The following is a 24254-nucleotide window of genomic DNA, read 5'->3' on the forward strand; positions in this document are numbered from 1 at the left end:
TTCGCCAAACATACATACGTCACCCCGGCCCAAGGCGGTGACGGTGTAGCCTATCGATTGGGCCGTTTCGCCCTCAGCGCGATCACCAGCCCCACCATCGCCAGCACCGCGCCCGCCGCCGCCAGCACCGACCACCGATACCCCTCGAACAGCGTCGAGATCAGCATCGCGATCACCGGCACCAGCACGCCCGAATAGGCCGCCTTGGCCGGCCCGATCGCCCGGATCACCCCGAAATAGAGCGGAAACGCCAGCGCTGACGCCGCCAGCCCCAGGTAGAGCACGCCGCCCCAATAGCTGAAGCGCGTATCGAACGCCGGCGGCCCGCTGGTCGCAAAGGCATAGGCGGCATTGCAGGTCGCACCGATCAGCATCCCCGCCGCCAGCATCGCGAACATCGGATAACGCTTGGCGGTCTCGGTCGCCTGCATCACGTTGGCCACCGATGCCGACATGACCGCCGCCAGCGTGAAGCCGATCCCGGCAAGCAGCTCGCCGGTGCCGGCCGCATCGCGCCGCGCCTCGTGCAGGAACAGCAGCGCCACCCCGGCGATTGCGATCCCCGATCCGGCCAGCAGCTGCCTTCCCATCCGCTGCCCCAGGAAGATCCGCCCGAACACGGCGTTCGGCACCAGCAGCAGCGCGAACACCACCGCGACCAGCCCCGAGGTGATGTGCATCTCGGCCCGATAGACGAAATTGAAATTAAGGCAGAATTGGCTGAGCCCCAGCAGCGCGGCGAAGCCCCAGCCGCGCGCATCGAACGCCAGGCTCTCGCGCTTCCACAGCGCCAGCACGAGCATGGCGATCCCGGCGGTGAGGAAGCGGTAGCAGACGGACCAGCTCGTCGGTACGCCGCCGCCGAGCTGCCCGGTGATCACGAACCAGGTCGAGCCCCAGACCAATGTCACGATCCCGAACGGGATCAGCACCGCAAGGCGGGTGGATCGCGGCGGGGCCTCGGGCGGCATCAGCATGGCGTTCTCCTACGCCTGCGGCCTACCGCGGCGAAACCGTTTTTCCTTATCGAATCACAAGCGCCGCTGATGGATCACAGCGCCGAGATCGCCTCGGCGAGCGGCGCGATCGCGGCCTCCGCCTGGTTCCACGAAACGACCAGCCGCGCCTCGCCCGGCCCCCAGTCGTAGAAGTCGAAACCTTGTCCCCGCAGCGTCGCCGCCTCGTCGGGCGTCAGCCGCACGAACACCTCGTTCGCCTCGACCGGATGCACCAGCCGCTCCCCCGCCGCCTGGCCGAGCAGCGCCGCCCCGGCATTGGCGGTGCGGGCATTGGCGAGCCACAGATCGCCCTCCAGCATCGCGAGCAGCTGCGCGGCGAGATAGCGCCCCTTGGACAGGAGAAGCCCCGCCCGCTTGCGGCGGTAGAGCGTCGCTTCGGCCAGCTCCGGCCGGAACAGGATCAGCGCCTCCGCGCTCATCCCCCCGTTCTTGACGAAGCCGAAGCTCAGCGCGTCGACCCCCGCCTTCCAGGTGAGGTCGGCGGGCGTGCACCCCAGATGCGCGACCGCATTGGCGAACCGCGCCCCGTCGACATGGAAGCCGAGCCCTCGCGCCCTGGCGAGCTCGCCGATCGCAGCGGTCTCGTCGGGCGTATAGGCCAGCCCGTACTCGGTCGCATTGGTGATCGAGATCGCATGCGTCTGCACCTGGTGCACGTCCGGCCGGACGCCGGCGAGCACCCCCTCGACTGCCGCGACGTCGAGCTTCGCGCCCGGCCCGTCGGCGAGCAGCAGCTTGGCCCCATGGGTGTAGAAGCCGGGCGCGCCGCCCTCGTCGGTGTTGATGTGCGCTTCCCGGTGACAGACCACCGCTCCGTGCGGCGGGCACAGCGCGGCGAGCGCCAGGCAGTTGGCGGCGGTCCCGGTCGGCGCCCACAGCGCCCGCACTTCGGTCCCGAATAGCTCGGAGAAGCGCGCGTCGAGCTGCCGCGACCAGCGGTCGCCGTCATAGGCGGTGTCGACCACATCGGCGGCAGCGATCGCCTCCAGCACCTGCGGACTGACGGGAGCGGCATTGTCGGAGAAGAAGCGCATGGCAGCGCTTTTCCCCAAAGCCGTGTCAGATGGAAGCCCCCGGCCGCACTCTGACGGCATCTACGCAAGGCGCGAGCGTCGGATCAGCAGGTAGCGGAGTCTTCAGTCTGGGCGAGCGACACGCTTTAGAAACGAGCGGCGCATGCCGCGCTCTGCCGCTGCCGCGATCGCCGCGTGTTCATCGTCGCGCACATCGCTGGCCTCGAGATTCCCTGCGAACCTCGCCTCGCCGATGTCCTGCGCATGGGCGGTAGCAAAGCGCCAGACCAGTATCGCGACGACCAGCGTGCCAACGGCAACGATCGCGGTGGGAATATAGCTACTGCCATCGTCAGACGCCTTCGCCAGAATAAAAGCTGCTGCAAATCCCGTAGCGACGACCACCGAGACACCACTCCATCGTGGCGGTGGTTCCCACCGGGAAGATTGGTCCGCCCCTGTCCTCGGGTGCAAGACAGCTCGAACGAGGTTGGCCACCCAGAAGATCGCCATAGCGGCCCATCGGACGGAATCCGGCCACCCCAGCCAGACCGCGAGCAACCATGCCGCGGCAGCTGCAGGGAGCATATAGTCGGCGATTTTGCCGACGATATGCATCAGGCGCTTTCGTTCGATCATGACGGCCAACCTATCGCGAAGCTGGAGCAGGTCAAAGCCTGGAACGCGCACGCTTTCGGTCACCGGACTCGACGGATGCAGGCGCTAGTTGACCGGCCCGTCCCCGAAATCCTCCTCCGGCGGCGGCCGGCGGTCCTCGCGCGGCGGTGGCGGCGGCGCGCGGTCGCGCCCGGTCGGCCGCACGTCGACGCTGCCGTCGCGCCCGACGCGCAGGTCCACGCCCAGTCCCTCCAGCTGCCCCTCGAAGATCGGCCCTGTCGGATCGCTCACATTGGTGATCGCGTCGACCAGGTTGCCGACGGCATCGCCGCCGTCGTCCTCCACCCGCGGCGCCGGTGCCGGCACCGGCAGGTCGAGCGCGTCGGCCATGAAGTCGCGCCAGATCCGCGCCGGGATGCCGCCGCCCGACAGCCCGGGATTGGGCGTATTGTCGTCGTTCCCCACCCACACGCCCGCGACCAGCCCGCCCGCATAGCCGACGAACAGCGCGTCGCGGTTGTCCTGCGTCGTGCCGGTCTTGCCGAACGCCGGCACCACCAGCGCCGCCTGCCGGCCGGTCCCGGTCGAGATCGATCCGGCGAGCAGCTCGCGCATCCCGTCGAGCTCGCGCGCAGGGATCATCGTCGTGCGCCCGGCGAGCCGCTCCATCCAGGTCGGCTCGTCCTCCTGCTCCAGCCCGCGCGGACGCACCGGATAGGCGCCATTGGCGACCGCCGCATAGGCCGACGTCAGCTCCAGCAGGCTCATCGTCGAGGTGCCGAGCGCGATCGATCCCTCGTTGGCGATCGGGCTGGCGACGCCGAGGTCGCGCGCCGCCCGGATCACGTTGGCGACGCCGACCTCCTTGATCAGCCGCGCCGAGGCGACGTTCGACGACTTGGCGAACGCCCGCGCCAGCGTGATCTCGCCCTCGTAGCGCCCGTCGCTGTTCTTGGGGCTCCACTCGCCGATCGTCACCGGCTCGTCGAGCACCTTGGAATCCGGGTTCATGCCGGAACGCAGCGCCGCCAGGTAGACGAACAGCTTGAAGGTCGATCCCGGCTGCCGCCGCGCCTGCACCGCGCGGTTGAACGGCGAATCCTTGTAGCTCTTGCCCCCCACCATCGCGACCACGCGCCCGTCGGGCCGCATCGCCACCAGCGCCACCTGCGCCTGGCGGAGGCCCGCCCGCCGCACCGCGCGCTCGGCGGCGCGCTGGATGCGGGTCTCGAGCGTCGTGGTGACCGTCACCTCGTTGGCGAGCTCGCCGGATCGGTCGCGCGCCTCGGGCAGCACCCAGTCGGCGAAATAGGTGCCGTTGGGCACCTCCTTCACCCGCTCGACCCTGAGCCGGGCCGGCGGCACCGCGGCCGCCTCCGCCTCGGTCAGGAACTTGGCGCGCGCCATCGCCTGCACCACCAGCTTCTGCCGCGCCCGCGCGCCCGCCAGGTTGACGGTCGGCGCCAGCCGCGACGGCGCCTTGACCAGCCCCGCCAGCATCGCCGCCTGCGCGACGCTCAGCTGCTGCGGCGACCGGCTGAAATAATGGCGCGCGGCGGCGTCGAGCCCATAGACGTTGTCGCCGAAATAGACGTTGGACAGATAGCGCGACAGGATCTCGTCTTTGGTCAGCCACGCCTCCAGCCACAGCGCGATCATCGCCTCGCGGATCTTGCGCCCGGCGGTGCGGTCCGAATCGAGAAAGGCGTTCTTGGCGAGCTGCTGGGTGATGGTGCTGCCGCCCTCGCGCATCCGCCCGGCCATCGCATTGTGGATCATCGCGCGGCTGATGCCCCAGGGATCGATCCCCCAGTGCGAGCGGAAGCGCCGGTCCTCGATCGCCATGAACGCCTGGGGGACATGGCTTGGCAGCGACTTGACGTCGACCGGATCGCCGATGACGGCCCCGCGCCGCGCGATCGGCGTGCCGTCGGCGGCGAGCAGGGTGATCTGCGGCGGCGCGATCGGCTTCAGCGACTTGGACAGGGGCGCCGTGATCGCGAGATAGAGCGTCGCGATCACCAGCAGCACGATCAGCGCGCCCGCCCCGCGCACGATCCACCGCCACACGTCGATCCGCCGGCGGGGCGGCTCGACAGGATCGCCGGGGAAGGAGGGCTGCGCGCCCGTGGGACGTGTCTGGCCGGTCAGCGCGAGCGGGTCGTGCATGTCCGGGGCGGCGTCGCCCTTGCCGAAAAGAGATGCCAGCCGCACCACTCCAACTGTATTACTTGACTAAGACGCTCGCCGCAACCGGTCTATCGCACCGGCACGAACGCCAGATGCTGGAAATCATAGCTGAAGTCGGCGAGCGGCGACAGCGGCTTCATCGCGACGCCGATCACCCGTCCGTCCGCGACCGCGAAGGTCACCACCGCGTCCTCCCCGGCATCCTTGGCGAAGCGGGTGCGGAAGGCATCCTTGCCCCACGGCTCGAGCGCGCTCTTGAACACCGGCGTGGGCACGAAGTCGATCGCGAGCTTGCCGCCCTGCTCCGTCACCACCACGTCGCCATACCAGGGATCGCGGTAGCGCCCGGCATAGGCGGCGAGCGGCAGGCTCGGCCCGCCAGCCGGCGGCGTATCGACCCCGCCGGCGCCCAGCTCCTTGAGCGCCGCCGCCTGGCTCGCCTCGATCCGCTTGGCATAGGCGGCGGACCAGTCGAACGCGGGCGCCCCCATCACATGGTCGAGCATGGCGTTGCGGATCGCGATCGACACGGGATCCTCGACGTTGCTCAGCACCACCACGCCGATCCCGCGCGCCGGCAGCATCGCGGTGCGCGTCACCTGCCCGGTCAGCCCGCCGTCGTGCGCCACCAGCCGTTCGCCGCGATAGTCGGACACGAACCAGCCGAGCGCATAGCTCTGCGTCACCGCGCGCGTGGGATTGTCGGGAGTCGGTCCGTCGCTGGAGCCGATGATCGTCTGCGGCTTCCACATCTCGGCCGCCTGCGCCTCGCTCCACAGCCGCTTGCCGTCGGGCAGCTGCCCGTGCGCGAGCTGCACCGTCAGCCACTTGGCGACGTCGCCGACGCTGGCGTTGATCCCGCCGGCGGCATCGATCGCCGGCGTCTCGTCGGGTCCGACCACCTGCTGCCGGCCCATCCCGCGCACCGGCGGCCCCAGCCGCGCGTGGCGCCCCGCGACATTGTCGGTCCGGAGGAGTTCGCGCGACGGCACCGCGTCCGCCATGCCGAGCGGCGCCATGATCCGCGTCGCCACGAAATCGCGCCAGCTCTTTCCCGACACCCGCTCGATCAGCAGCCCGGCGACGATGTAGAGGATGTTGTCATAGGCATAGCCCGCCCGGAATCCCTTGTCGGGCGTGAGGTAGGGGAGGGCCTTCAGCACGTCCCCCGCCGGCCGCGCGCTCGCAGGGAAGTACATGAGGTCGCCCGCGCCGAGCGGCAGCCCGCTGCGATGCACCAGCAGGTCGCGCACCGTCATCATCTGCGTGACGGCGGGGTCGTGCATCCGGAATTCGGGCAGGTGCTTGACCACCGGGTCCTCCCAGCCGAGCCTGCCCTCGTCGGCGAGGATCGCCAGGCAGGCGGCGGTGAAGCTCTTGGAGTTGGAGGCGATGCCGAAGCGCGTATGCGCGTCGACCGCGCCCGGCTTGCCCAGCGTACGCACGCCATAGCCCTTGAGGAACGGCGGCTGCCCGGCCCGCACGATCGCCACCGCGATCCCCGGCACCTCGAACCCCGTCATGAACTCCTGCACCAGCGGATCGACCCAGGCCGCGTCCGTCTCGGCGGCGAGGGCGATCCGCGGCAAGGTCGCGGCGGCGATGCCCCCCAGCGACAGCGCCAGCGCGCGGCGGCGATCGATCTGCAATCCGGCCATGATCTTCCCCCTAAGGCTGGGCGGAAGCTATGGCCGGAAGCGACCGGCTGGCAAGGATAGATGCCTTACGGCCGGACGATCTCGCCGTCCTCCTTGACGAAGCTCTCGGGCGTGCGGTCGAGCAGCGTCAGCACGACCTCCGAGGGACGGCACAGCCGCGTGCCGCGCGGCGTCACCACGATCGGACGATTGACCAGGATCGGATGCTCCAGCATCGCCGCGACGATCGCCTCGTCCGGCGTCTCCGGCGCGAGCAGCCCCAGCTCCGCCGCCGGCGTCCCCTTCTCGCGCAGCAGGTCGCGCGGCCGCGCGCCCATCGCCGCCAGCAGCTCGCCGAGCAGCGCCCGAGTCCACCCGACGCTGCGATAGTCGACCATTTTGGGCGCATATCCCGCCGCCTCGATCATCGCGAGCGCGTTGCGCGAGGTGCCGCAGTCGGGGTTGTGATAGATGGTGATCGGGAAGGCATCGCTCATGCCGCCACGTCCTTCTTCAGCAGCCAGCCGAACACCGCGACCGCCAGTCCCGCCCCGGCGATCTCGGCCGTGACGAACAGCGGCACCGAGCCGGGCGCGATCCCGGCGAAGCTTTCGGTCAGGCTGCGCGCGATCGTGACCGCGGGATTGGCGAAGGCGGTCGAGGCGGTGAACCAATAGGCGGCGGTGACGTACAGCCCGACCGCGACCGGCGTGAGCTCCGGCCGCGAGCGCTGCACGCCCGCGATCGTGCCGACCAGGCCGAAGGTCGCGAGCAGCTCCGACAGCCCCTGCGCCGGACCGTCGCGCAGCTTGGTCGAGAGCTGGAGGATCGGCTCGCCGAACATGGCGTGCGCCGCCCATACGCCGATGACGGCACCGACGAGCTGCGCGGCGACGTGGCGCGCCGCGGCACGCCCGTCCATGTCGCCGTGCAGCCACGCCGCCAGCGTCACCGCCGGATTGAACTGCGCGCCGGAGATCGGGCCGAACACGAGGATCAGCACCACCAGCCCCGCGCCGGTCGCGATCGAGTTGGCGAGCAGCGCGATCGCGACGTTGCCGCCCGCCAGCCGTTCGCCCATGATCCCGGAGCCGACCACGATCGCGAGCAGCAGCGCGGTCCCGAGCGCCTCGGCCGCGACCGGACGTGCGACGCTCATCGCGCAGGCACGCACGCCGGCGCACCGAGCAGCTCGACAAGCGGCGCGCAGATCTCCGGCCGTCCGCCGCAGCAATCCGCCAGCAGGAACCCGAGCAGCGCCCGCATCCCGTCGAGATCGGCGGAATAGATCACCGACCGCCCGTCGCGGCGCGATCGGACCAGCCCCGCATGGGCGAGGATGGTGAGGTGGCTCGAAAGCGTGCTGGGGACGACGCCCACCTCATGCGCGATCTCCCCGGCGGGCAGGCCCTCGTCACCGGCGCGCACCAGCAGGCGAAACACCGCCAGGCGATGGGCATGGGCAAGCGCGGACAGTGCCTCGACCGCGACCGGCAATTGCATCGACGTCCCTTTCGATTCGATATTTCGACTATAAGCGAATTATCGAATTTCGGTAGAGGCTCGGGCCGGACCGACATTTGAGGAGATGACTGACATATCGACCCTCCTCACCGTCACCCCGGACTTGGTCCGGGGTCCACCGGGAGGCAAGGACCGGACAAGAGGTTCGAGCGCAGTCCGCGAGGCCCCGTGGACCCCGGACCAAGTCCGGGGTGACGGCTGGAAACCGGACTACGGAAGACCTGCAACACACGTGCCGATCCGTCCTGCACACCCTCTGCCGGATGGTGCTCACGACTCGAGCTCGACGTCCCAGTAGAGCCAGTCGTGCCAGGTCTCGTGCAGATGGTTGGGCGGAAAGCGGCGGCCGTGCTCCTGGAGCTGCCAGCTCGTCGGCCGGATCGGCTGGATGTGGAGCGGCATGTGCGCTTCCTGGGGGGTACGCCCGCCCTTCCGGAGGTTGCACGGGGCGCAGGCGGTTGCGACATTCTCCCAGGTGGTGCGCCCGCCCTGCGCCCTGGGGATGACATGGTCGAAGGTGAGGTCCTTGTGCGAGCCGCAATATTGGCAGGTGAAGCGGTCGCGGAGGAACAGGTTGAACCGGGTGAACGCTGGGAACTGGGAGGGCTTCACATATTGTTTGAGCGCGATGACCGAAGGGAGCTTCAGCCTCGCGGTGGGACTTCGCACCTCCCGCTCATAGTGGGAGACGATGTCGACGCGGTCGAGGAACACCGCCTTGACCGCGGTCTGCCACGGCCACACGCTCAAGGGATAATAGCTGAGCGGCGTATAGTCGGCGTTCAGCACAAGGGCGGGGCAGCTGTCCGGATGCCGGATCAGATCGGGATGAAACATACGTCCCCTTTCGCCCGTCGTCGTCCCGCGCCTTTTGCCGCAAAGGATGACATGCGCATGACAGCACAGGCCGCGACTCGCGGTCAAGGGCCGGTTTGACGATGATGGAGGCCGTTTCGCTCCCCACCCGTCCCACAACCCGTTTCGCCCCGAGCCCGACCGGCCGGCTGCACCTCGGCCATGCCTTCTCCGCGCTCCAGGCGCACGACTTCGCGCGCGAGCGGAATGGGACCTTCCTGCTCCGCATCGAGGACATCGACGGCACCCGCAGCCGGGAGGAATTCGTTGAAGCCATCCTGGAGGACCTCGCCTGGCTCGGCCTGCGGTGGGACGGCCCGGTGGTGCGCCAGTCCGAACGGCTCGACCTCTACGAGGCGGCGCTGGACCGCCTGCGCGACATGGGCCTGCTCTATCCCTGCTTCTGCACCCGCGCCGACATCGCCGCGAGCGTCTCGGCGCCGCATGGGCCGGAGGGTCCGGTCTATCCGGGGACGTGCCGAAACGCGGACAACGCCCACCGCCTCCACGAACCGCACTGCTGGCGGCTCGATGTGGGGAAGGCGATCAAGCTCCTCCCCGGTACGGGGAGGGGGAGCAGCGGGTCGAACGCGCCCCGCGCGTTCGAGGATCGTCCGGGGGACGATCCGACCCGCTACTCCGCCGAAGGCGGTGGTGGAGGGGGCCCGGCCGCATCGGATTCCGGCGCCGAGGGCCCCCTCCACCAAGCCGCTGCGCGTCTTGGTCCCCCTCCCCGTGCCGGGGAGGAGCTATATTGGCACGACGATTTCGCGGGCTGGGTCCGCGCCGATCCCCTCGCGCACGGCGACGTCGTCCTCGCCCGCAAGGACGCGCCGGCGAGCTACCACCTCGCCGTCACCGTCGACGACGCCGCGCAGGGCGTGACGCACGTCGTCCGCGGTCGCGACCTGTTCGCCGCGACCGACGTCCACCGCCTGCTCCAGGCGCTGCTCGACCTGCCGACGCCGGCCTACCGCCATCATGCGCTGCTCACCGACGCCGCGGGCCGCCGCCTCGCCAAGCGCCACGGCACCCCCACGCTGGCGGATCTGCGCGAGCGCGGCCTCGACGGACCCGAACTTGCGGCGATGCTGCGGGAAGGACGGCTTCCGCTTGGATTCGCGACCGCGAAGGCCTAGATAACGAGGATGTCGATCTTCCTCGTCATCCTGATGATCGCCGCCATGATCGCGGTCCTCGTCGTCCTCGTCCGGGGCCTCGTGAACTTCATCAAGATGACCGAGGAGGACCTGAAGGGCACCGGCGACGCCCCCAGCGCTTCCGCGCTCCGCTCCAACAAGCTGATGCAGTGGCGCATCATCCTGCAGGCGGTGGCGATCCTGCTCGCCGCGCTGGTGCTATTCGCGCTCGGCCGGGGTTAGCCTGGTCAAGCTCAACAAGATCTACACCCGCACCGGCGACGACGGCACCACCGGCCTCGCCGACGGCAGCCGCGTCTCCAAGACCGGCGCGCGCATGGCCGCGATCGGCGACGTCGACGAGGCCAATTCGGCGATCGGCGTCGCGCTGGCCCTGCTGCCGGAGGGGCCGGTCGCGGCGGCGCTCACCCGCTTCCAGAACGACCTGTTCGATCTCGGCGCCGATCTCGCCACGCCGGAGGGAATCGCCGGCGCGCTCCGCATCACCCCCGGTCAGGTCGCCGCCGTCGAGGCCGAGATCGACCTGCTCAATGCCGATCTCGCCCCGCTGACCAGCTTCATCCTGCCCGGCGGCACGCACGCGTCCGCCGCGCTCCATCTCGCCCGCGCGATCGCCCGCCGCGCCGAGCGTTCCGCCGTCGCGGCGGAGGCGGGAGGGCAAGTGCTCGCCTATCTCAACCGCCTGTCCGACTATCTCTTCGTCGCGGCACGCCATGTGAACCAGGCGGCGGGCGGCGACGTTCTGTGGGTGCCGGGGGGCTCGCGTTAGCCCAGACGGATCCCCACTTGACGCGCATCGCCTCCGGTGGGAGAAGAACGAAATGGGAACGCGCCTCGAGTCCGTACCGGCCGCGTCGCCGCTCGCGGAGCGTTTCTCCGCCGTCCGCGCGCTGACCGTGGCGCTCGCTGCGCCGCTCTCGGACGCCGATGCGACGGTGCAGTCGATGCCCGACGCCTCGCCCGCCAAATGGCATCTGGCGCACACGACTTGGTTCTTCGAGACCTTCGTGCTGCGCGACCATGTTGCCGGCTACCGCCTCCACGACGATCGCTTCCCCTTCCTGTTCAACAGCTATTACGAGGCGGAGGGCGCGCGTCATGCCCGTCCGGCGCGGGGGATGCTCACCCGGCCGACCTTGGCGGAGGTGCTCGCCTGGCGCCGCGCCGTGGACGCCGCCCTGCGCGACGCGCTGCCGCACTTGCCGGAGGCGGCGCAGGCGCTGATCGTGCTCGGCTGCCATCACGAGGAGCAGCATCAGGAGCTGCTGCTCACCGACATCCTCCACCTCTTCTCGCAGAACCCGATTGAGCCGGCTGTCTGGCCCGGCGCCCCCAAGATCCCCGTGCCGATGCCGGGCCCGATCGGCTGGGTCGAGCGTCCCGCCGGGATCGCCGAGATCGGGCACGGGAACGAGTCAATGCATGGGGGTGAGTCAACTTCGTCAACTTTTCTGCCTGTTTATTCGGCAACCTCCGCTTTCGCCTTCGACTGCGAGACGCCTCGGCACCCGGTGATGCTCGCGCCGCATGCGCTCGCCGACCGCACCGTCACCAACGGCGAATGGGCGGCGTTCATCGCCGACGGCGGCTATCGCGACCCCCGCCACTGGCTCGCCGACGGCTGGGCCTGGGTGCAGGCGGAGGGGATCGCGGCACCGCTCTACTGGGAGCAGCGGGACGGGGTGTGGACCCGCTTCGGCCTCGACGGCCGCCGCCCGATCGACCCTGCCGCGCCGGTCACCCACATCAGCTTCTACGAGGCCGACGCCTATGCGAGCTGGGCCGGCGCGCGCCTGCCGACCGAGGCGGAATGGGAAGCGGCAGCAAGCACTTACGACCCGCGCGAGGGCAATCTCCTCGACACCGCCGGCCCGGTCGAGCCGCGCCCTTCCACCGGCGGCCCCGCCTTCTTCGGCGACGTCTGGGAATGGACCGGCAGCGCCTATCGCCCCTATCCCGGCTTCCACGCCGCCGAGGGCGCGGTCGGCGAGTACAACGGCAAGTTCATGAGCGGCCAGTTCGTGCTGCGCGGCGGCTCCTGCGCCACCCCGCGCGGCCACGTCCGCGCCAGCTACCGCAACTTCTTCTACCCCCACCAGCGCTGGCAGTTCACCGGCGTACGCCTGGCGAAGGACATTTGATGTCGACTGTTCCTCCCCGTCATCCCGGCGAAAGCCGGGATCCAGGGTCACGAGCGATGACCTGTTTGGCTCTGGATCCCCGCTTTCGCGGGGATGACGATCAGGTAGGGGGCATCTGGTCATGCTGAAGCAGGAGATCGAGGACGGCCAGGCATCGCTGGCCGACCCGCAGTTCCGCGCCGACGTGCTGAACGGCCTGGCGCTTCGCCCGCGCGCGATCCCGGCACGCTGGTTCTATGACCGCCGCGGCTCGGAGCTGTTCGAGGACATCACCGGCCTGCCCGAATATTATCCGACCCGCACGGAGATCGGCATCCTCCGGCGGATCGGCCCCGAGCTCCAGCAGCACATCGGCCCCGGCCAGGCGGTGGTCGAGTTCGGCTCGGGCTCGTCGATGAAGACCCCGCTGCTGCTCGAGGCGATCCGTCCCGCGGCCTATGTGCCGGTCGACATCTCCGGCGATTTCCTGCGTGAGAGCGCCGGCCGGATCGCCGGGCAGTTCCCGGACATCGCCGTCGAGCCGGTCGAGGCCGACTTCACCCGTCCCCTGACGCTGCCGAAGGGCCTGGGCGCGATGCCACGGCTCGGCTTCTTTCCGGGCTCGACGATCGGCAACATGCTTGCCGCCCGTGCGGTCGAGCTGCTGCGCAACTTCCGCGACGTGCTGGGGGAGGGCGCGCGGTTCCTGATCGGCATCGACCGCATCAAGCCGCTCGACGTGCTGATCCCGGCCTATGACGATGCGGCTGGCATCACTGCCGCCTTCAACCTCAACCTGCTCGAGCGCATCAACCGCGAGCTCGCCGGCACCATCCCGCTCGACGCCTTCGCCCACCGCGCGATCTGGAACGACGCGCGCGCCCGGATCGAGATGCATCTGGAGGCGACCCGCGACATGACCTTCGCCGTCGACGGCCGCGTCTTCTCCATCGCGGCGGGCGAGACCATCCATACCGAGAACAGCCACAAATACGGTCCCCGCGACGCCCGCCTGCTGCTGCGCGCCGGCGGCTGGACCCCGATCGCCGAATGGACCGATCCCGACGACTGGTTCGCCCTGATCCTCGCCGAGGCCGGCCCGGAACGCTTCGCGCCCTGATACTCGCGCCGTCAGGCGCAACCCACTTCCTTCGCGCCTCCGCGTCTCCGCGTGAAATCAATTTATTGGCTCACGCGGAGGCCCGGAGACGCGGAGAAGATGAAGAGAGATTGCGCTTCGCGCCGAGGCGGATAGGGAGCCCGGAGAGGAGACGGCAATGAAGACGATCGGCGTAATCGGAGCGGGGCAGATGGGCGCGGGCATCGCCCAGGTGTCCGCGGCGGCGGGCTATCGCGTGCTTCTTTCCGACGTCTCGCTCGACCGCGCCGAGGCGGGCAAGGCCGGCATCGCCAAGCAGCTCGCCAAGCTGGTCGAGAAGGAAAAGATCACCGCCGAGGCGCGCGACGCCACGCTCGCCGGCATCGAGCCGGTCGAGGACGCCGCCTCGATGGCTCCCTGCGACCTGGTGATCGAGGCCGCGACCGAGCGCGAGGAGATCAAGCGCCGGATCTTCGGCAGCGTCGGGCTGGTGCTGCGCGACGACGCCATTCTCGCCAGCAACACCTCGTCGATCCCCATCACCCGTCTCGCCCAGGCCTCGCCCGATCCCGCGCGCTTCATGGGCGTCCATTTCTTCAACCCCGTGCCGGTGATGGGCCTGATCGAACTGATCCGCGGCCTCGCCACCGCCGACGAGACGGTGCAGGCGGTCGAAGCGTTCGGCCGCTCGCTCGGCAAGGAGATCGTGCACGCCAATGACGCGCCAGGCTTCATCGTCAACCGCGTGCTGATGCCGATGCTGAACGAGGCTTGCTTCGCTCTCGGCGAGGGCGTGGCGACGATCCGTGACGTCGACACCGCCTGCAAGCTGGGGCTCAACCATCCGATGGGGCCGTTCACGCTGGCCGACTTCATCGGGCTCGACACCTGCCTCGAGATCACCCGCGTGCTGTTCGAGGGCACCGGCGATCCCAAGTTCCGCCCCGCGCCGCTGCTGATGAAGTACGTCGAGGCCGGCTGGTACGGCCGCAAGACCGGCCGCGGCTTCTACGACTATTCGGGCCCGGAGCCGGTGCCGACGCGCTGAAGGTAAACGCGGCCGTCGCCCGTCCCGCGGCGGAACAGCGCGAATCCGGGGCTGGCCGCAACCGCGGTTTTGCGCGATTTCCCTGGTTTGGAAGCAGGGAATCGAGCGATGATCGAGCGCATTGCCGGCATGGTGAAGGGCGGTCTGCTCGGCGCAGGCGTGGCCGGCGCGGTCGCGCTGGTCGCCGCGGCGACGGCGCATAGCTTTGCGCCGCCGGCGCCGAAGCCCGCTCCGGCCGCAGCCGCGCCCGCCAAGCCGAAGCCGTCCGCGCCCAAGCCCGCCGCGCTGGCCAAGTCCCCGGCCGAGGAGCCCTTCGTCGTCCGTCGCATCCTGCCGATCGACGGCAAGCCCTTCCGCCACGGCGACTGGTATTGGGACGAGAAGGGCGCGCCCGCGACCGGGCCGATCGTCGTCACCGTCGACCGCAAGGCGCAGGTGCTCTCGGTCTTCCGCGCCGGCTACGAGATCGGCACCGCGGTGATCCTCTACGGGGCGGACAACACGCCCACCCCCGTCGGCGTCTTCCCGATCACCGAGAAGGATGCCGACCACGTCTCCAATCTCTACGACGCACCGATGCCCTACATGCTGCGCATGACCAACGACGGCGTCTCGATCCACGGCAGCAACGTCCAGATCGGCTATGCGACCCACGGCTGCGTCGGCGTGCCGATCCCCTTCGCCAAGCTGCTGTTCGAGCACGTCAAACTCGGCGACCGGGTGATCGTGACCGAGAGCAAGACGATCGGCATGGGCGATCCCATCATCGCGCGCTGACGGAGCCGTTTCGCTCCCCGAACGTTGTCGCGCACAGGATCACGTAAGGGGAGGGGGACCATGCGTCTCGCAACGCTCGCATTTCTCGCGGTTATCGGATCGGCGGCGGCGTTGCCCATGCCTGCGGCCGCGCAGTGGCTGGGCCCGACGCTGGATGCCCAACGCTACGACAATCTGCGCCGTCACCAGCAGCGCATCCGCGCCGAGCGGCTGAAGCAGTCGCCGTCCAGCCGCCACGCCCGCGCCTGCGCCCGCCGCTACCCGAGCTACAACCCGCGCACCGACCGCTATGTCGTGCGCCGCGGCGTCACCGCACGCTGCCGGCTCTAGAGGAGCAGCGCAGCGATCAGCCACCCGAACAGCGCGACGGTCGGGTAGAAGCTGAGCCCGAACCCCAAGGCCCGGACCTGCAGGCTGCGATAGCCGAGCCCGAATGCCAGCCGCCCGGCCACGAACAGCGCTGCGAGCAGCGGTACCACCGCCACCGCAGCCGGCAGATGTGTCGCGGCGAGCGCCGGCCAGGCGACCGCGACGAGCAGCAGCTGCTCGGCCGTGTTCCGGTTGTAGCGCAGCAGCAGCGTAAGCCGCGCGTCGGCCTCGGGCGAACTCCCGTCGATCGCCTCGGGCGAGGAGAAGCGGTGCGCCGCCGTCAGCGCGATGCCGGCGAGCAGGCAGGCGCCGGGCAGGACGAGCCAGCGCAGGGCAGTACGGATCGCCTCGCCCGGCGCCGGATCGACGGCCGGCATATGGGTAAGCCCGATCCAGAAGGCACCCACGGTGATCGCGGCGGCAGCCGCCATTCCGGCGGCGACATGGCCTTGTCGCTGTCCAGGCCCGCCCGGCGCCGCCATGCCTAGATCAGCAGCCCCGCCAGCGCCGCGGACATCAGGTTGGCGAGGCTGCCCGCGAGCAGCGCCCTGATGCCGAGCCGGGCGATCACCGGCCGCTGGTTGGGCGCGAGGCTTCCGGTCACCGCCATCTGGATCGCGATAGACGAGAAATTGGCGAACCCGCACAGTGCGAAGGTGATCACCGCGATGGTGCGTTGGGATAGCGCGCCCTGCTGCGCGCCGAGGCTGATATAGGCGACGAACTCGTTGAGCACGACCTTCTGCCCGAACAGCCCGCCGGCGATCCCCGCCTCGTTCCACGGCACGTTGAGCAGGTACATGACCGGCGCGAACACATAGCCGAGCAGTCCCTGGAAGCTGAGTCCGGGGATACCGAGCAGGTTGCCGATCCCGCCGAGGATACCGTTGGCGAGTGCGACCAGCGCGACGAACGCCAGCACCATCGCGCCGACCGCCACCGCGAGCCGGACGCCGGTCTGCGCCCCTTGCGCCGCCGCCATGATGATGTTGGCCGGCTTCTCCTCGTCATGCGTCGCCTCGGGCATCGGCGGCGGCTCGGGCGCGACCCCTTCGGGCAGCAGCGCCGCCGGGCCCTGGCCGCTGACGCGGGTGTCGGCAAGCTCGATCGCCTCGTCGGCGATCTTCGGCGGCACGGTGTCCGGCATGATGATCTTCGCCATCAGGATACCGCCCGGCGCGGCCATGAAGCTCGCCGCGAGCAGATACTCGATACGGATCCCCATCGAGGCATAGGCGGCGAGGATCGTCCCCGCGACGCCGGCCATGCCGCTGGTCATCACCGTGAACAGCTGCGCCGGGGTGAGGCTGGCGAGATAGGGCCGGATCACCAGCGGCGATTCGGACTGGCCGACGAAGATGTTGGCGGCCGCGCACAGCGATTCGACCTTGGAGACGCCCGTCACCTTCTCGATCGCGCCGCCGATCCAGCGCACGACGAATTGCATGATGCCGAGATAGTAGAGGATCGAGACCAGCGCGGCGAAGAAGATGATGACGGGCAGCGCCTGGATCGCGAAGTTCTTGCCGAGCGGATCGTCGGCGAGCTTGCCGAACAGGAAGCTGGTGCCGGCGTTGGCGTAGCTGAGCAGGTTGGCGACCCCGCCCGACAGGAACTCGAGCACCGCCTTGCCCCACGGCACGTACAGCACCAGCACCGCGATCCCCGCTTGCAGCGCGAAGGCAGCGCCCACCACCCGCGGCCGGATCGCGCGCCGGTCGGTCGAGAGCAGCACGGCGAGCCCCAGGATGACGAGAATGCCGGCCAGCCCGATCAGATAACGCATGAAATCCCTCCGCCACGCCCCCCGGCGCGGAAGGGGGTGACAATACACGCGCCCGACGACCTCGCCACCCCCCTCCTCGTCACCCGGCGAAGGCCGGGGTCCACTGCGCCGCAGGTGCCGGACAAGAGGTTCGAGCGCTGGACGAGAGGCTTGGTGGACCCCGGCCTTCGCCGGGGTGACGGCGGAGGATGCCAAGGGCTTCCCCCGCCCGCGAAATCCGCTAGCGTCGCGGCGATGGACACCCCCGACCGCGGCATCGCCCGCTCGCTCTTCGCCTTCTCGATCCTCTACGGCGGCATGGTCTGCATGGCGGGCGTGCTCGGGGTGAAGCAGGTCGCGCTCGGGCCGCTGGCGGTCGAGGCGGGGATCTTCGGCTTCCTCATCCTGGTGGTGATCTCGAGCGCGGTCGCCGAACTGCACGGTCAGCGCACCGCGACCTTGCTGGTGCGGCTCGGGTTCGTGCCGCTGTTCGTGTCGGCGGGATTGATCCAGTTCGTGCTGGCGCTGCCGCACGATCCCGGCATGTATCCGCCGGCGGTCGACGCCTTCCCGATCGTCGTCGGCCAGGGCATCCGCATGATGCTGGCAGGGTTCATCTCCTACGGCACGTCGCAGACGCTCAACGTCTTCATCTTCTCCAGGCTCAAGGGGCAGGAAGGCACCGGGCGGCTGGTGTGGCTGCGCGGCATGATCGCGAGCGTGGTCTCGCAGATCGTCGACACCGTGCTGTTCATCACCATCTCGTTCCTGGGCGTGCGGCCGATCCTCGACCTCATGCTGGGGCAGATGCTGGCCAAGGTGGTGCTGTCGATCGTCCTGGTGCCCGTGCTGATCACCGTGTTCGTCGCGATCGGACGGAAGCTGGACGGCGCGCCGCCGCCCGCGTAATCGCGCGCCCATGACCAACCACGCCCCCGATCCCGCGATGCTCGCCAAGGCGGAGACGCTGACCGAGGCGCTGCCCTATCTCCAGCGCTACGCCGGCAAGACCTTCGTCGTGAAATACGGTGGCCATGCCATGGGCGATCCGGAGCTCGCGCGCGACTTCGCCGAGGACGTGGTGCTGCTGAAGATGGTCGGCATCAACGTCGTCGTCGTCCACGGCGGCGGGCCCCAGATCGGGGCGATGCTGAAACGGCTCGGCGTCGAATCGCGCTTCCACGACGGCCTCCGCATCACCGACAAGCCCACCGCCGAGATCGCCGAGATGGTCCTCGCCGGCTCGATCAACAAGGAGATCGTCGCCTGGATCGCCGCTGCCGGCGGCAAGGCGGTCGGTATCGCCGGCAAGGACGCCAACCTCGTCCGCGCCGAGAAGGTGACGCGCACCGAGCCCGACAAGCTCCAGGGTATCGAGCGCCACGTCGACCTGGGCTTCGTCGGCGAGCCGGTCGCGGTCGACGGCACCATCCTCGACACGCTGTCCGCGCAGGGCTTCATCCCCGTCGTGGCGCCGATCGCGCTCGGCCATGACGGCGAGACCTACAACGTCAACGCCGATACCATGGCCGGCGCGATCGCCTCGGCGATCGGCGCCTCGCGCTTCTTCCTGCTCACCGACGTGCCGGGCGTGCTCGACAAGCAGGGGGGGCTCCTCACCGATCTCACCCCCGCCGACATCGCCGGGCTGCGCGCCGACGGCACGATCACCGGCGGCATGATCCCCAAGCTCGAGACCTGCGTCGCCGCGGTCGAGGGCGGCGTGGACGCCGCGGTGATCATCGACGGACGCATCCCGCACGGCATGCTGCTCGAGATCTTCACCGAACGCGGCGTCGGCACGCTGGTCCGGCGCTAGCGTGGGGGCATCCGGCGTCCTATAGTAACAGCACACCTTCCAGGAGCCGTCGCTTGAACATCGTCCTGCAAATCGTCCTCTACCTGCTGACCATCCTGTGGTGGGTCATCATCATTCAGGCGATCCTGTCGTGGCTGATCGCGTTCAACGTCATCAATCTCCACAACGAGTTCGTGCGCTCGGTCTGGCACGCGCTGGGGGTGGTCACCGAGCCGATCTACCGCCCGATCCGCCGCATCCTGCCCGATTTCGGCGCGCTCGACCTGTCGCCGCTGGTCGTGCTGATCGTCCTCTACATCCTGATGAACATCGTCATCCCGGGGCTCTACTCACCCGTCGCTTACGGCATGTGAGCGCCTGGACCGAGCGTTCCGACGGCCTGGTCCTCAGCGTCCGCGTGACGCCGCGCGCCTCGCGGGAGGCGATCGCGGCGGGGACGGAGGGCAGCTTCGCGGTCCGGCTGAAGGCGCCGCCGGTGGACGGCGCGGCCAACGCTGCATTGATCGCTTTGCTTGCCAGGGCGTTTGGGGTGGCGAAGCGGGACGTGACGATCCTGAGCGGCGAGACCGGCCGGACCAAGCGCATCGCGCTCGCCGGCGATCCCGCAGCGCTGGCGCAGATCGCCGCCCGCCTCTATGGGAGCGAGCCATGACGGCACGGATCATCGATGGAAAGGCGGCCGCCGCGCGGCTGCGCGAGCGGGTCAGCGAGCTGGCCGCGAGCTTCTGGACCTCTGCGGGGCGGCAGGCCGGTCTTGCGGTGGTGCTGGTCGGCGACGACCCCGCCTCCAACGTCTATGTCCGCTCCAAGGGCAAGGCGACGATCGCCGCCGGCATGGCCAGCTTCGAGCATCGCCTGCCCGAAAGCACGACCGAGGACGAGCTGATCGCGCTGGTCGACGCGCTCAACGAAAGCGAGGCGGTCGATGGCATCCTCGTCCAGCTCCCGCTGCCGGCGCACATCCGCGAAGCCGCGGTGCTGACCCGGATCAGCCCGGACAAGGACGTCGACGGCTTCCACCCGGTCAACGCCGGCCGGCTGGCCACCGGGCTGCACGGCTTCGTCCCCTGCACGCCACTCGGCTGCCTGATGCTGCTCGAGCAGGAGCTGGGTGACCTCGCCGGGCTCGACGCGGTGGTGATCGGCCGCTCCAACATCGTCGGCAAGCCGATGGCGGCGCTGCTCACCGCGCGCAGCGCGACGGTGACGCTGGCGCATTCGAAGACCCGCGACCTCTCCGGCCACGTCAGACGCGCCGATATCGTGGTGGCGGCGGTCGGCCGGCCGCGCTTCGTCAAGGGCGAGTGGCTGAAGCCGGGCGCGACCGTGATCGACGTCGGCATCAACCGCACGCCGGAGGGGCTGGTCGGCGACGTCGACTTCGACGGCGCGGCCTCGATCGCCGGCGCGATCACGCCGGTGCCGGGCGGGGTCGGGCCGATGACGATAGCTTGCCTCCTCCGCAACACCATCGTCGCCGCGCACCGCAATGCTGGCGTGCCGCTCGAAAAGGGCGCGATCTGACTTGCAATGTTGGATTTCGCCCGTCAGCCTGACTGGCGCGACGCCATCGGATTTGGCCGGTCGGCGCGGCAGGCGAAGGGGGCGCGTCTACCTATGACTTTCGTGACCTTCGACGGTTTTCTGCGGGTTTCGCAATGATCCTGCTGGCGCTGCTCGCGGCGCAGGCCGGCCCGTCCGCGGTCGATGCCGAGCGTGCCTTCGCCGCCGATGCCGTCAGGCTCGGGCAATGGACCGCCTTCCGCAAATGGGCGGCCGACGACGCGGTGATGTTCGCGCCGCAGCCGGTCAACGCGCAGGCGTTCCTCAAGGATCGCAAGGACCCGCCCAAGTCGGTCGACTGGTGGCCGACCGCCAGCTTCGTGTCGTGCGACGGCTCGCTTGCCGTGAACACCGGCGGCTGGCGGCAGCCCGACGGCAGCGTCGGCTATTTCACGACCGTGTGGCAGCGGCAGGCGGACGGCGGCTGGAAGTGGATCGTCGACGGCGGCGACGGCCTCTCGGCGCCGCGTGAGCGCGCCGGGCCCGCGGTCCGGAAGGCATCGTGCGAACCGGTCGACCTCGCCGCCGCGGACCTGGTCGATGCGACCTCGAAACATGCCGAGGGGCGGTCCCCGGACCGGAGCCTGGCCTGGTCCTGGACCGTCGATCCCCGTGGCGCGCGCCGCTTCACCGCGCTGATCTGGACCGGCACCGCGCTGGAGCCCGTCGTCACCGACGAGATCGCGGCGCCGAAATGATCGAGCTGTTCATCTCCTCGCTGATCACCTTCTTCGTGGTGATCGATCCGCCCGGCTGCGCGCCGATCTACGCCGGGCTCACCGCGGGTGCGACGCCGGCGCATTCGCGGGCGATGGCGATCCGCGCGGTGACCGTCGCGACCGTTATCCTGCTGGTGTTCGCCCTGGTCGGCGAGGACCTGCTCCGCGCGCTCGGCATCGGGCTCGACGCGTTCCGCATCGCGGGCGGCATCATGCTGTTCCTGATCGCGATCGAGATGGTGTTCGAGCGCCGCACCCAGCGCCGCGAGGAGCGCGCGCAGAAGATCGCCGAGACGCCGGAGATCGAGGACGTCTCGATCTTCCCGATGGCGATGCCGATGATCGCGGGACCGGGCTCGATCGCCACCGTCATGCTGCTGATGTCGCAGAACCAGGGGCTGGAGCGCTCGGCGGTGGTGCTGGCGGCGATGCTGACGATCCTGGCGCTGACGCTGGCCGCGCTGCTTGCGGCGGGACCGATCATGCGCTTCCTCGGCGCCAAGATCGAGGCGGTGATCACCCGCCTCCTCGGCGTCCTCCTCGCCGCGCTCGCCGCCCAGTTCGTGATCGACGGGGTGAAGGCGAGCCTGGCTTAGTCATAGTCGATCCGCCACAGCCGGAACGGCGAATTCTTCGGCAGCGGCACCGGCACCAGCCATGTCGGCACCTTGCCCTGCGTGAGTTGGCCGTAGAAGCCGTCCTTCGCCCGGCTGCGGTAGATCGTCGTCTCGGCCATGTTCGGGCACACCAGCAGCAGCCGAGCGCCGTGCCGCTTCGCGATTGCCCGGAAGCCGTCCGCCGTGCCTGTGAAGGCGTGATGGACGTCGAGGATCGCGTCGCCGTTGCGGTGATAGGGGCCGGCGATCGCGTCGTGATGGGTGAGGGTGATCAGTCGCGGCCCCAGGTCGACATGGGTGAAGATCACCGTCGCCGGCAACCGGTCGAGCGGGCGCATCGCCGGGATGGTCGAGCAGCGGGCGTTGGCGCGGTTGACGATCTTGGTCCGCGCGTTCGACGCCTCGGTCGGCAGGAAGCGGAGCGTCATGCCGGCGAAGAGGCCGGAAATCAGCAGGAAGGCCGCGACCGATCCCACCACCCGTACCACCACCGAGGATCGGGTCAGCAGCCACGGCAGCACGATCCAGGCGAGCGCGGTCGCGCCGATCACGCCGATCAGCGCCGCCGCCGGACCGGCACGGATCTGCCACAGCAGCATCGCCGCGGCGAAGGCGACGAACAGCGTGACCGAGACCCAGCCGGCGAAGCGCTCGGTACCGCGGGCGCGCCAGGTGGCGATGATCGCACCGATCAGGCCCGAGACCGGCAGCACCGCCATCGGGAAGGCGACGCGGAGCGGATGCTGGTAGATCGGCTTGGCCTCGCGCACGTTGTTGAGCCACGTCCGCGCGAGCTCCTCCGATACGCCCTCCGGCCGGCCAAGGCATTGCGGGAAGGCATAGGCGAAGGCGCCCGCGACGACCGCGCCGGCAGCCGCCGCCAGCGCCAGCCGAACGATGCGGTTCTCGGGACTGGCCCAGGCCAGCACGAACAGCAGCGCGCCGCCGCCAACCATCACCGAGAGCCATACCGGCGTCAGCGCGTCGCAGCGCATCGCCATGTTGGCGTAGGACGTGAAGCCGACAAAGCCGAGCGCGCTCCCGCCGCTCAGGGTCAGCGCATAGGCGAGCAGCCGCCGCGCCTCGGTGCGGTCCCACACCCAACGCAGCGTCACCATCGCCCCCGCCATCGCCCCGTAAGGCAGCATCTCGAGCCCGATGGTGAGCGACACCGCCGTGGCGAGCCCCACCGTCGCCCCGCCGCGCGCGCGCCGTGGGTCGGCGAGGCCGGCGGCGGTGAGGCTCAGCATCGCCAGCTGCCAGCCGTGATGGTCGATGCGCATCGGCACGTACATGCCGATCGTCATCGACGCGCCAGTGCCGAACAGGATGATCCCGGCGAGGAGATAGGCGGCCGGCGCCACCAGCCGCCGCACGGTGAGCGCCACGCCCACCATCGTCACGCCGAGCGGCAGCAGCGGCGCGATGCCGCATGCCCAGCGCTCGGCCCAGGCGGTGCCGAGGAAGGGCTTGAGGATCAGGATCAACCCCGCGATCGGCAGGTCGACCAGCCGCGACCAGTGAATGTCGAAGCCGGAGGGCGGATTGAGCCGGTACTGCCGCAGGTCGTACCAGCCCTGACCGCCAAGCAGCGCGCGCACCTGCATCAGCCGCATGTTATCGTCGGTATCGCCGAGCGATAGCCAATAGATGTTGTTCCAGCGCTGCCACAGATACCAGGCGACGACGATCGCCCAGGCGGCGAGGGTGATGGTGAGCCAGCGCCGGTCGATCTCGATCTCGAACCGGGACGGGAATGGGCTATCGTTCAATTCCGCTTCCCTCTTCAACCGGTTGGAGATAGTGCGCGCCCCCAACCACCGTTCGCCCTGAGCTTGTCGAAGGGCCGCCTTTCACCTTTCCGGCGAAAAAGAAAAGGGCGGCCCTTCGACAAGCTCAGGGCGAACGGGTCTGGGAGTGGCAAGTGGTTTCCAAAGCTCTCGATCATCTCAACGCCAACACCGTCCTCGGCCAGCTCGTGCGCTATGCGATCACGGGGGGCGGGATCACGCTGCTGGGCGCAGCGCTCTACACCGGGCTGGTGCTCGCTAGCGCAATCCATCCGCAGCTTGCGATGTTCGCCGCCTATGTGGTTTGCGTGGTGGTCGGTTATGTGCTCCACAGCCGGTGGAGTTTCCGCGGGCACGGCAATCGTGACAATGTGGCCCGCACGACCTTACGCTTCTTCCTCGTCAGCCTGGTGAGCTATGGCCTCAATGCCTTCTGGACCTGGTTCTGCATCAACGCCCTGCATCTGCCGGAATGGACGCCGGTGGTGCCGCTGCTGTTCGTGACGCCGCTCGCCACCTTCGCGCTCAACCGCAACTGGGTGTTCGGCTGAC

The 24254-nt window shown here is 69.5% G+C and carries 28 protein-coding genes; 16 read left to right on the forward strand and 12 right to left on the reverse strand.

What is annotated here, in order from left to right; all coding sequences use genetic code 11:
- Positions 1 to 50 precede the first annotated feature (50 nt).
- From LZK98_RS03930 to LZK98_RS03970, 9 genes are all read right to left on the reverse strand, one after another.
- Positions 51 to 971: a DMT family transporter gene (locus LZK98_RS03930; protein ID WP_406694165.1), complete on the reverse strand. Its 921-nt coding sequence runs from the start codon at positions 969 to 971 to the stop codon at positions 51 to 53.
- 80 nt (positions 972 to 1051) lie between these two features.
- Complete coding sequence (locus LZK98_RS03935) at positions 1052 to 2053, reverse strand: threonine aldolase family protein (protein WP_233785105.1); 1002 nt, start codon at positions 2051 to 2053, stop codon at positions 1052 to 1054.
- Between the two features lie 102 nt (positions 2054 to 2155).
- Positions 2156 to 2671, reverse strand: coding sequence for a hypothetical protein (locus LZK98_RS03940; protein ID WP_233785108.1), 516 nt, complete (start codon positions 2669 to 2671; stop codon positions 2156 to 2158).
- A gap of 84 nt (positions 2672 to 2755) precedes the next feature.
- A complete protein-coding gene (locus LZK98_RS03945) occupies positions 2756 to 4819 on the reverse strand; it encodes a transglycosylase domain-containing protein (protein WP_233785109.1) in 2064 nt (687 codons plus the stop codon).
- 89 nt (positions 4820 to 4908) lie between these two features.
- On the reverse strand, positions 4909 to 6498 hold the full coding sequence (locus LZK98_RS03950) for a serine hydrolase (RefSeq protein WP_233785110.1): 1590 nt from the start codon (positions 6496 to 6498) through the stop codon (positions 4909 to 4911).
- A gap of 65 nt (positions 6499 to 6563) precedes the next feature.
- Positions 6564 to 6974 (reverse strand): arsenate reductase (glutaredoxin), encoded by a 411-nt coding sequence (gene arsC / locus LZK98_RS03955; protein ID WP_233785111.1) that lies wholly within the window; start codon positions 6972 to 6974, stop codon positions 6564 to 6566.
- Positions 6971 to 7636: an aquaporin gene (locus tag LZK98_RS03960; protein ID WP_233785112.1), complete on the reverse strand. Its 666-nt coding sequence runs from the start codon at positions 7634 to 7636 to the stop codon at positions 6971 to 6973. The genes arsC and LZK98_RS03960 overlap by 4 nt, the downstream gene beginning before the upstream one ends.
- Entirely contained in the window at positions 7633 to 7980 is a 348-nt protein-coding gene (locus LZK98_RS03965) for an ArsR/SmtB family transcription factor (protein WP_233785113.1), read from the reverse strand. The genes LZK98_RS03960 and LZK98_RS03965 overlap by 4 nt, the downstream gene beginning before the upstream one ends.
- 291 nt (positions 7981 to 8271) lie before the next feature.
- Entirely contained in the window at positions 8272 to 8838 is a 567-nt protein-coding gene (locus LZK98_RS03970) for an HNH endonuclease (RefSeq protein WP_233785114.1), read from the reverse strand.
- A gap of 104 nt (positions 8839 to 8942) precedes the next feature.
- Between LZK98_RS03970 and LZK98_RS03975 the strand changes: the two genes are divergently transcribed.
- From LZK98_RS03975 to LZK98_RS04010, 8 genes are all read left to right on the forward strand, one after another.
- On the forward strand, positions 8943 to 9995 hold the full coding sequence (locus LZK98_RS03975; protein WP_233786501.1) for a glutamyl-Q tRNA(Asp) synthetase: 1053 nt from the start codon (positions 8943 to 8945) through the stop codon (positions 9993 to 9995).
- 9 nt (positions 9996 to 10004) lie between these two features.
- On the forward strand, positions 10005 to 10238 hold the full coding sequence (locus LZK98_RS03980; RefSeq protein ID WP_233785115.1) for a twin transmembrane helix small protein: 234 nt from the start codon (positions 10005 to 10007) through the stop codon (positions 10236 to 10238).
- A 1-nt stretch (position 10239) separates the two neighbouring features.
- Entirely contained in the window at positions 10240 to 10785 is a 546-nt protein-coding gene (locus tag LZK98_RS03985; RefSeq protein ID WP_233786502.1) for a cob(I)yrinic acid a,c-diamide adenosyltransferase, read from the forward strand.
- A gap of 52 nt (positions 10786 to 10837) precedes the next feature.
- On the forward strand, positions 10838 to 12157 hold the full coding sequence (gene egtB / locus LZK98_RS03990; protein ID WP_233785116.1) for an ergothioneine biosynthesis protein EgtB: 1320 nt from the start codon (positions 10838 to 10840) through the stop codon (positions 12155 to 12157).
- 121 nt (positions 12158 to 12278) lie between these two features.
- On the forward strand, positions 12279 to 13256 hold the full coding sequence (egtD, locus tag LZK98_RS03995) for an L-histidine N(alpha)-methyltransferase (protein WP_233785117.1): 978 nt from the start codon (positions 12279 to 12281) through the stop codon (positions 13254 to 13256).
- Positions 13257 to 13413: 157 nt separating this feature from the next.
- Complete coding sequence (locus LZK98_RS04000) at positions 13414 to 14283, forward strand: 3-hydroxyacyl-CoA dehydrogenase NAD-binding domain-containing protein (RefSeq protein WP_233785118.1); 870 nt, start codon at positions 13414 to 13416, stop codon at positions 14281 to 14283.
- A 108-nt stretch (positions 14284 to 14391) separates the two neighbouring features.
- Complete coding sequence (locus LZK98_RS04005) at positions 14392 to 15060, forward strand: L,D-transpeptidase family protein (protein WP_233785119.1); 669 nt, start codon at positions 14392 to 14394, stop codon at positions 15058 to 15060.
- Positions 15061 to 15120: 60 nt separating this feature from the next.
- Complete coding sequence (locus LZK98_RS04010) at positions 15121 to 15390, forward strand: BA14K family protein (RefSeq protein WP_233785120.1); 270 nt, start codon at positions 15121 to 15123, stop codon at positions 15388 to 15390.
- Here LZK98_RS04010 and LZK98_RS04015 read toward each other — a convergent pair.
- Together LZK98_RS04015 and LZK98_RS04020 are read right to left on the reverse strand one after the other, a co-directional pair.
- Positions 15387 to 15860 carry an MAPEG family protein gene (locus LZK98_RS04015; RefSeq protein ID WP_233785121.1) on the reverse strand — a complete coding sequence of 158 codons (474 nt, stop codon included), beginning with the start codon at positions 15858 to 15860 and terminating at the stop codon, positions 15387 to 15389. The two genes, LZK98_RS04010 and LZK98_RS04015, sit on opposite strands and share 4 nt — an antisense overlap.
- 53 nt (positions 15861 to 15913) lie before the next feature.
- A complete protein-coding gene (locus LZK98_RS04020) occupies positions 15914 to 17215 on the reverse strand; it encodes a NupC/NupG family nucleoside CNT transporter (RefSeq protein WP_233785122.1) in 1302 nt (433 codons plus the stop codon).
- Positions 17216 to 17449: 234 nt separating this feature from the next.
- Here LZK98_RS04020 and LZK98_RS04025 point away from each other — a divergent pair, with 234 nt between their 5' ends.
- From LZK98_RS04025 to LZK98_RS04055, 7 genes are all read left to right on the forward strand, one after another.
- A complete protein-coding gene (locus tag LZK98_RS04025; protein WP_233785123.1) occupies positions 17450 to 18103 on the forward strand; it encodes a queuosine precursor transporter in 654 nt (217 codons plus the stop codon).
- A gap of 10 nt (positions 18104 to 18113) precedes the next feature.
- The gene (gene argB / locus LZK98_RS04030) at positions 18114 to 19013 is read left to right on the forward strand and encodes an acetylglutamate kinase (protein ID WP_233785124.1); all 900 of its coding nucleotides are present in this window, start codon (positions 18114 to 18116) and stop codon (positions 19011 to 19013) included.
- A 53-nt stretch (positions 19014 to 19066) separates the two neighbouring features.
- Positions 19067 to 19366, forward strand: a complete 300-nt coding sequence (locus LZK98_RS04035) for a YggT family protein (protein WP_233785125.1) — start codon at positions 19067 to 19069, stop codon at positions 19364 to 19366.
- Positions 19363 to 19665, forward strand: a complete 303-nt coding sequence (locus LZK98_RS04040; protein WP_233785126.1) for a DUF167 domain-containing protein — start codon at positions 19363 to 19365, stop codon at positions 19663 to 19665. The genes LZK98_RS04035 and LZK98_RS04040 overlap by 4 nt, the downstream gene beginning before the upstream one ends.
- A complete protein-coding gene (gene folD, locus LZK98_RS04045) occupies positions 19662 to 20537 on the forward strand; it encodes a bifunctional methylenetetrahydrofolate dehydrogenase/methenyltetrahydrofolate cyclohydrolase FolD (RefSeq protein WP_233785127.1) in 876 nt (291 codons plus the stop codon). The genes LZK98_RS04040 and folD overlap by 4 nt, the downstream gene beginning before the upstream one ends.
- Before the next feature lie 134 nt (positions 20538 to 20671).
- Positions 20672 to 21274, forward strand: a complete 603-nt coding sequence (locus LZK98_RS04050; RefSeq protein WP_233785128.1) for a Cif family virulence factor — start codon at positions 20672 to 20674, stop codon at positions 21272 to 21274.
- Positions 21271 to 21891 (forward strand): MarC family protein, encoded by a 621-nt coding sequence (locus LZK98_RS04055; protein WP_233785129.1) that lies wholly within the window; start codon positions 21271 to 21273, stop codon positions 21889 to 21891. The genes LZK98_RS04050 and LZK98_RS04055 overlap by 4 nt, the downstream gene beginning before the upstream one ends.
- Here the strand turns inward: LZK98_RS04055 and LZK98_RS04060 are convergent.
- A complete protein-coding gene (locus tag LZK98_RS04060) occupies positions 21888 to 23684 on the reverse strand; it encodes an AcrB/AcrD/AcrF family protein (protein ID WP_233785130.1) in 1797 nt (598 codons plus the stop codon). The two genes, LZK98_RS04055 and LZK98_RS04060, sit on opposite strands and share 4 nt — an antisense overlap.
- A 152-nt stretch (positions 23685 to 23836) precedes the next feature.
- Between LZK98_RS04060 and LZK98_RS04065 the strand changes: the two genes are divergently transcribed.
- Positions 23837 to 24253: a GtrA family protein gene (locus LZK98_RS04065; protein ID WP_233785131.1), complete on the forward strand. Its 417-nt coding sequence runs from the start codon at positions 23837 to 23839 to the stop codon at positions 24251 to 24253.
- The last annotated feature ends 1 nt before the right edge of the window (position 24254 follow it).

Origin of the sequence: Sphingomonas cannabina (assembly GCF_021391395.1) — a bacterium.
Classification (GTDB): domain Bacteria; phylum Pseudomonadota; class Alphaproteobacteria; order Sphingomonadales; family Sphingomonadaceae; genus Sphingomonas; species Sphingomonas cannabina.

Coding starts and splice junctions, on each gene's coding strand:
- argB (WP_233785124.1), top strand. CDS start 18,114: ATGACCAACCACGCCCCCGATCCCGCGATGCTCGCCAAGGCGGAGACG.
- LZK98_RS03935 (WP_233785105.1), bottom strand. CDS start 2,053: ATGCGCTTCTTCTCCGACAATGCCGCTCCCGTCAGTCCGCAGGTGCTG.
- folD (WP_233785127.1), top strand. CDS start 19,662: ATGACGGCACGGATCATCGATGGAAAGGCGGCCGCCGCGCGGCTGCGC.
- LZK98_RS03940 (WP_233785108.1), bottom strand. CDS start 2,671: ATGATCGAACGAAAGCGCCTGATGCATATCGTCGGCAAAATCGCCGAC.
- LZK98_RS04010 (WP_233785120.1), top strand. CDS start 15,121: ATGCGTCTCGCAACGCTCGCATTTCTCGCGGTTATCGGATCGGCGGCG.
- LZK98_RS03980 (WP_233785115.1), top strand. CDS start 10,005: ATGTCGATCTTCCTCGTCATCCTGATGATCGCCGCCATGATCGCGGTC.
- LZK98_RS03960 (WP_233785112.1), bottom strand. CDS start 7,636: ATGAGCGTCGCACGTCCGGTCGCGGCCGAGGCGCTCGGGACCGCGCTG.
- LZK98_RS03965 (WP_233785113.1), bottom strand. CDS start 7,980: ATGCAATTGCCGGTCGCGGTCGAGGCACTGTCCGCGCTTGCCCATGCC.
- egtB (WP_233785116.1), top strand. CDS start 10,838: ATGGGAACGCGCCTCGAGTCCGTACCGGCCGCGTCGCCGCTCGCGGAG.
- LZK98_RS04055 (WP_233785129.1), top strand. CDS start 21,271: ATGATCGAGCTGTTCATCTCCTCGCTGATCACCTTCTTCGTGGTGATC.
- egtD (WP_233785117.1), top strand. CDS start 12,279: ATGCTGAAGCAGGAGATCGAGGACGGCCAGGCATCGCTGGCCGACCCG.
- LZK98_RS04050 (WP_233785128.1), top strand. CDS start 20,672: ATGATCCTGCTGGCGCTGCTCGCGGCGCAGGCCGGCCCGTCCGCGGTC.
- LZK98_RS03970 (WP_233785114.1), bottom strand. CDS start 8,838: ATGTTTCATCCCGATCTGATCCGGCATCCGGACAGCTGCCCCGCCCTT.
- LZK98_RS04005 (WP_233785119.1), top strand. CDS start 14,392: ATGATCGAGCGCATTGCCGGCATGGTGAAGGGCGGTCTGCTCGGCGCA.
- LZK98_RS03950 (WP_233785110.1), bottom strand. CDS start 6,498: ATGGCCGGATTGCAGATCGATCGCCGCCGCGCGCTGGCGCTGTCGCTG.
- arsC (WP_233785111.1), bottom strand. CDS start 6,974: ATGAGCGATGCCTTCCCGATCACCATCTATCACAACCCCGACTGCGGC.
- LZK98_RS03975 (WP_233786501.1), top strand. CDS start 8,943: ATGGAGGCCGTTTCGCTCCCCACCCGTCCCACAACCCGTTTCGCCCCG.
- LZK98_RS03945 (WP_233785109.1), bottom strand. CDS start 4,819: ATGCACGACCCGCTCGCGCTGACCGGCCAGACACGTCCCACGGGCGCG.
- LZK98_RS04015 (WP_233785121.1), bottom strand. CDS start 15,860: ATGGCGGCTGCCGCCGCGATCACCGTGGGTGCCTTCTGGATCGGGCTT.
- LZK98_RS04000 (WP_233785118.1), top strand. CDS start 13,414: ATGAAGACGATCGGCGTAATCGGAGCGGGGCAGATGGGCGCGGGCATC.
- LZK98_RS04020 (WP_233785122.1), bottom strand. CDS start 17,215: ATGCGTTATCTGATCGGGCTGGCCGGCATTCTCGTCATCCTGGGGCTC.
- LZK98_RS03930 (WP_406694165.1), bottom strand. CDS start 971: ATGCCGCCCGAGGCCCCGCCGCGATCCACCCGCCTTGCGGTGCTGATC.
- LZK98_RS04025 (WP_233785123.1), top strand. CDS start 17,450: ATGGACACCCCCGACCGCGGCATCGCCCGCTCGCTCTTCGCCTTCTCG.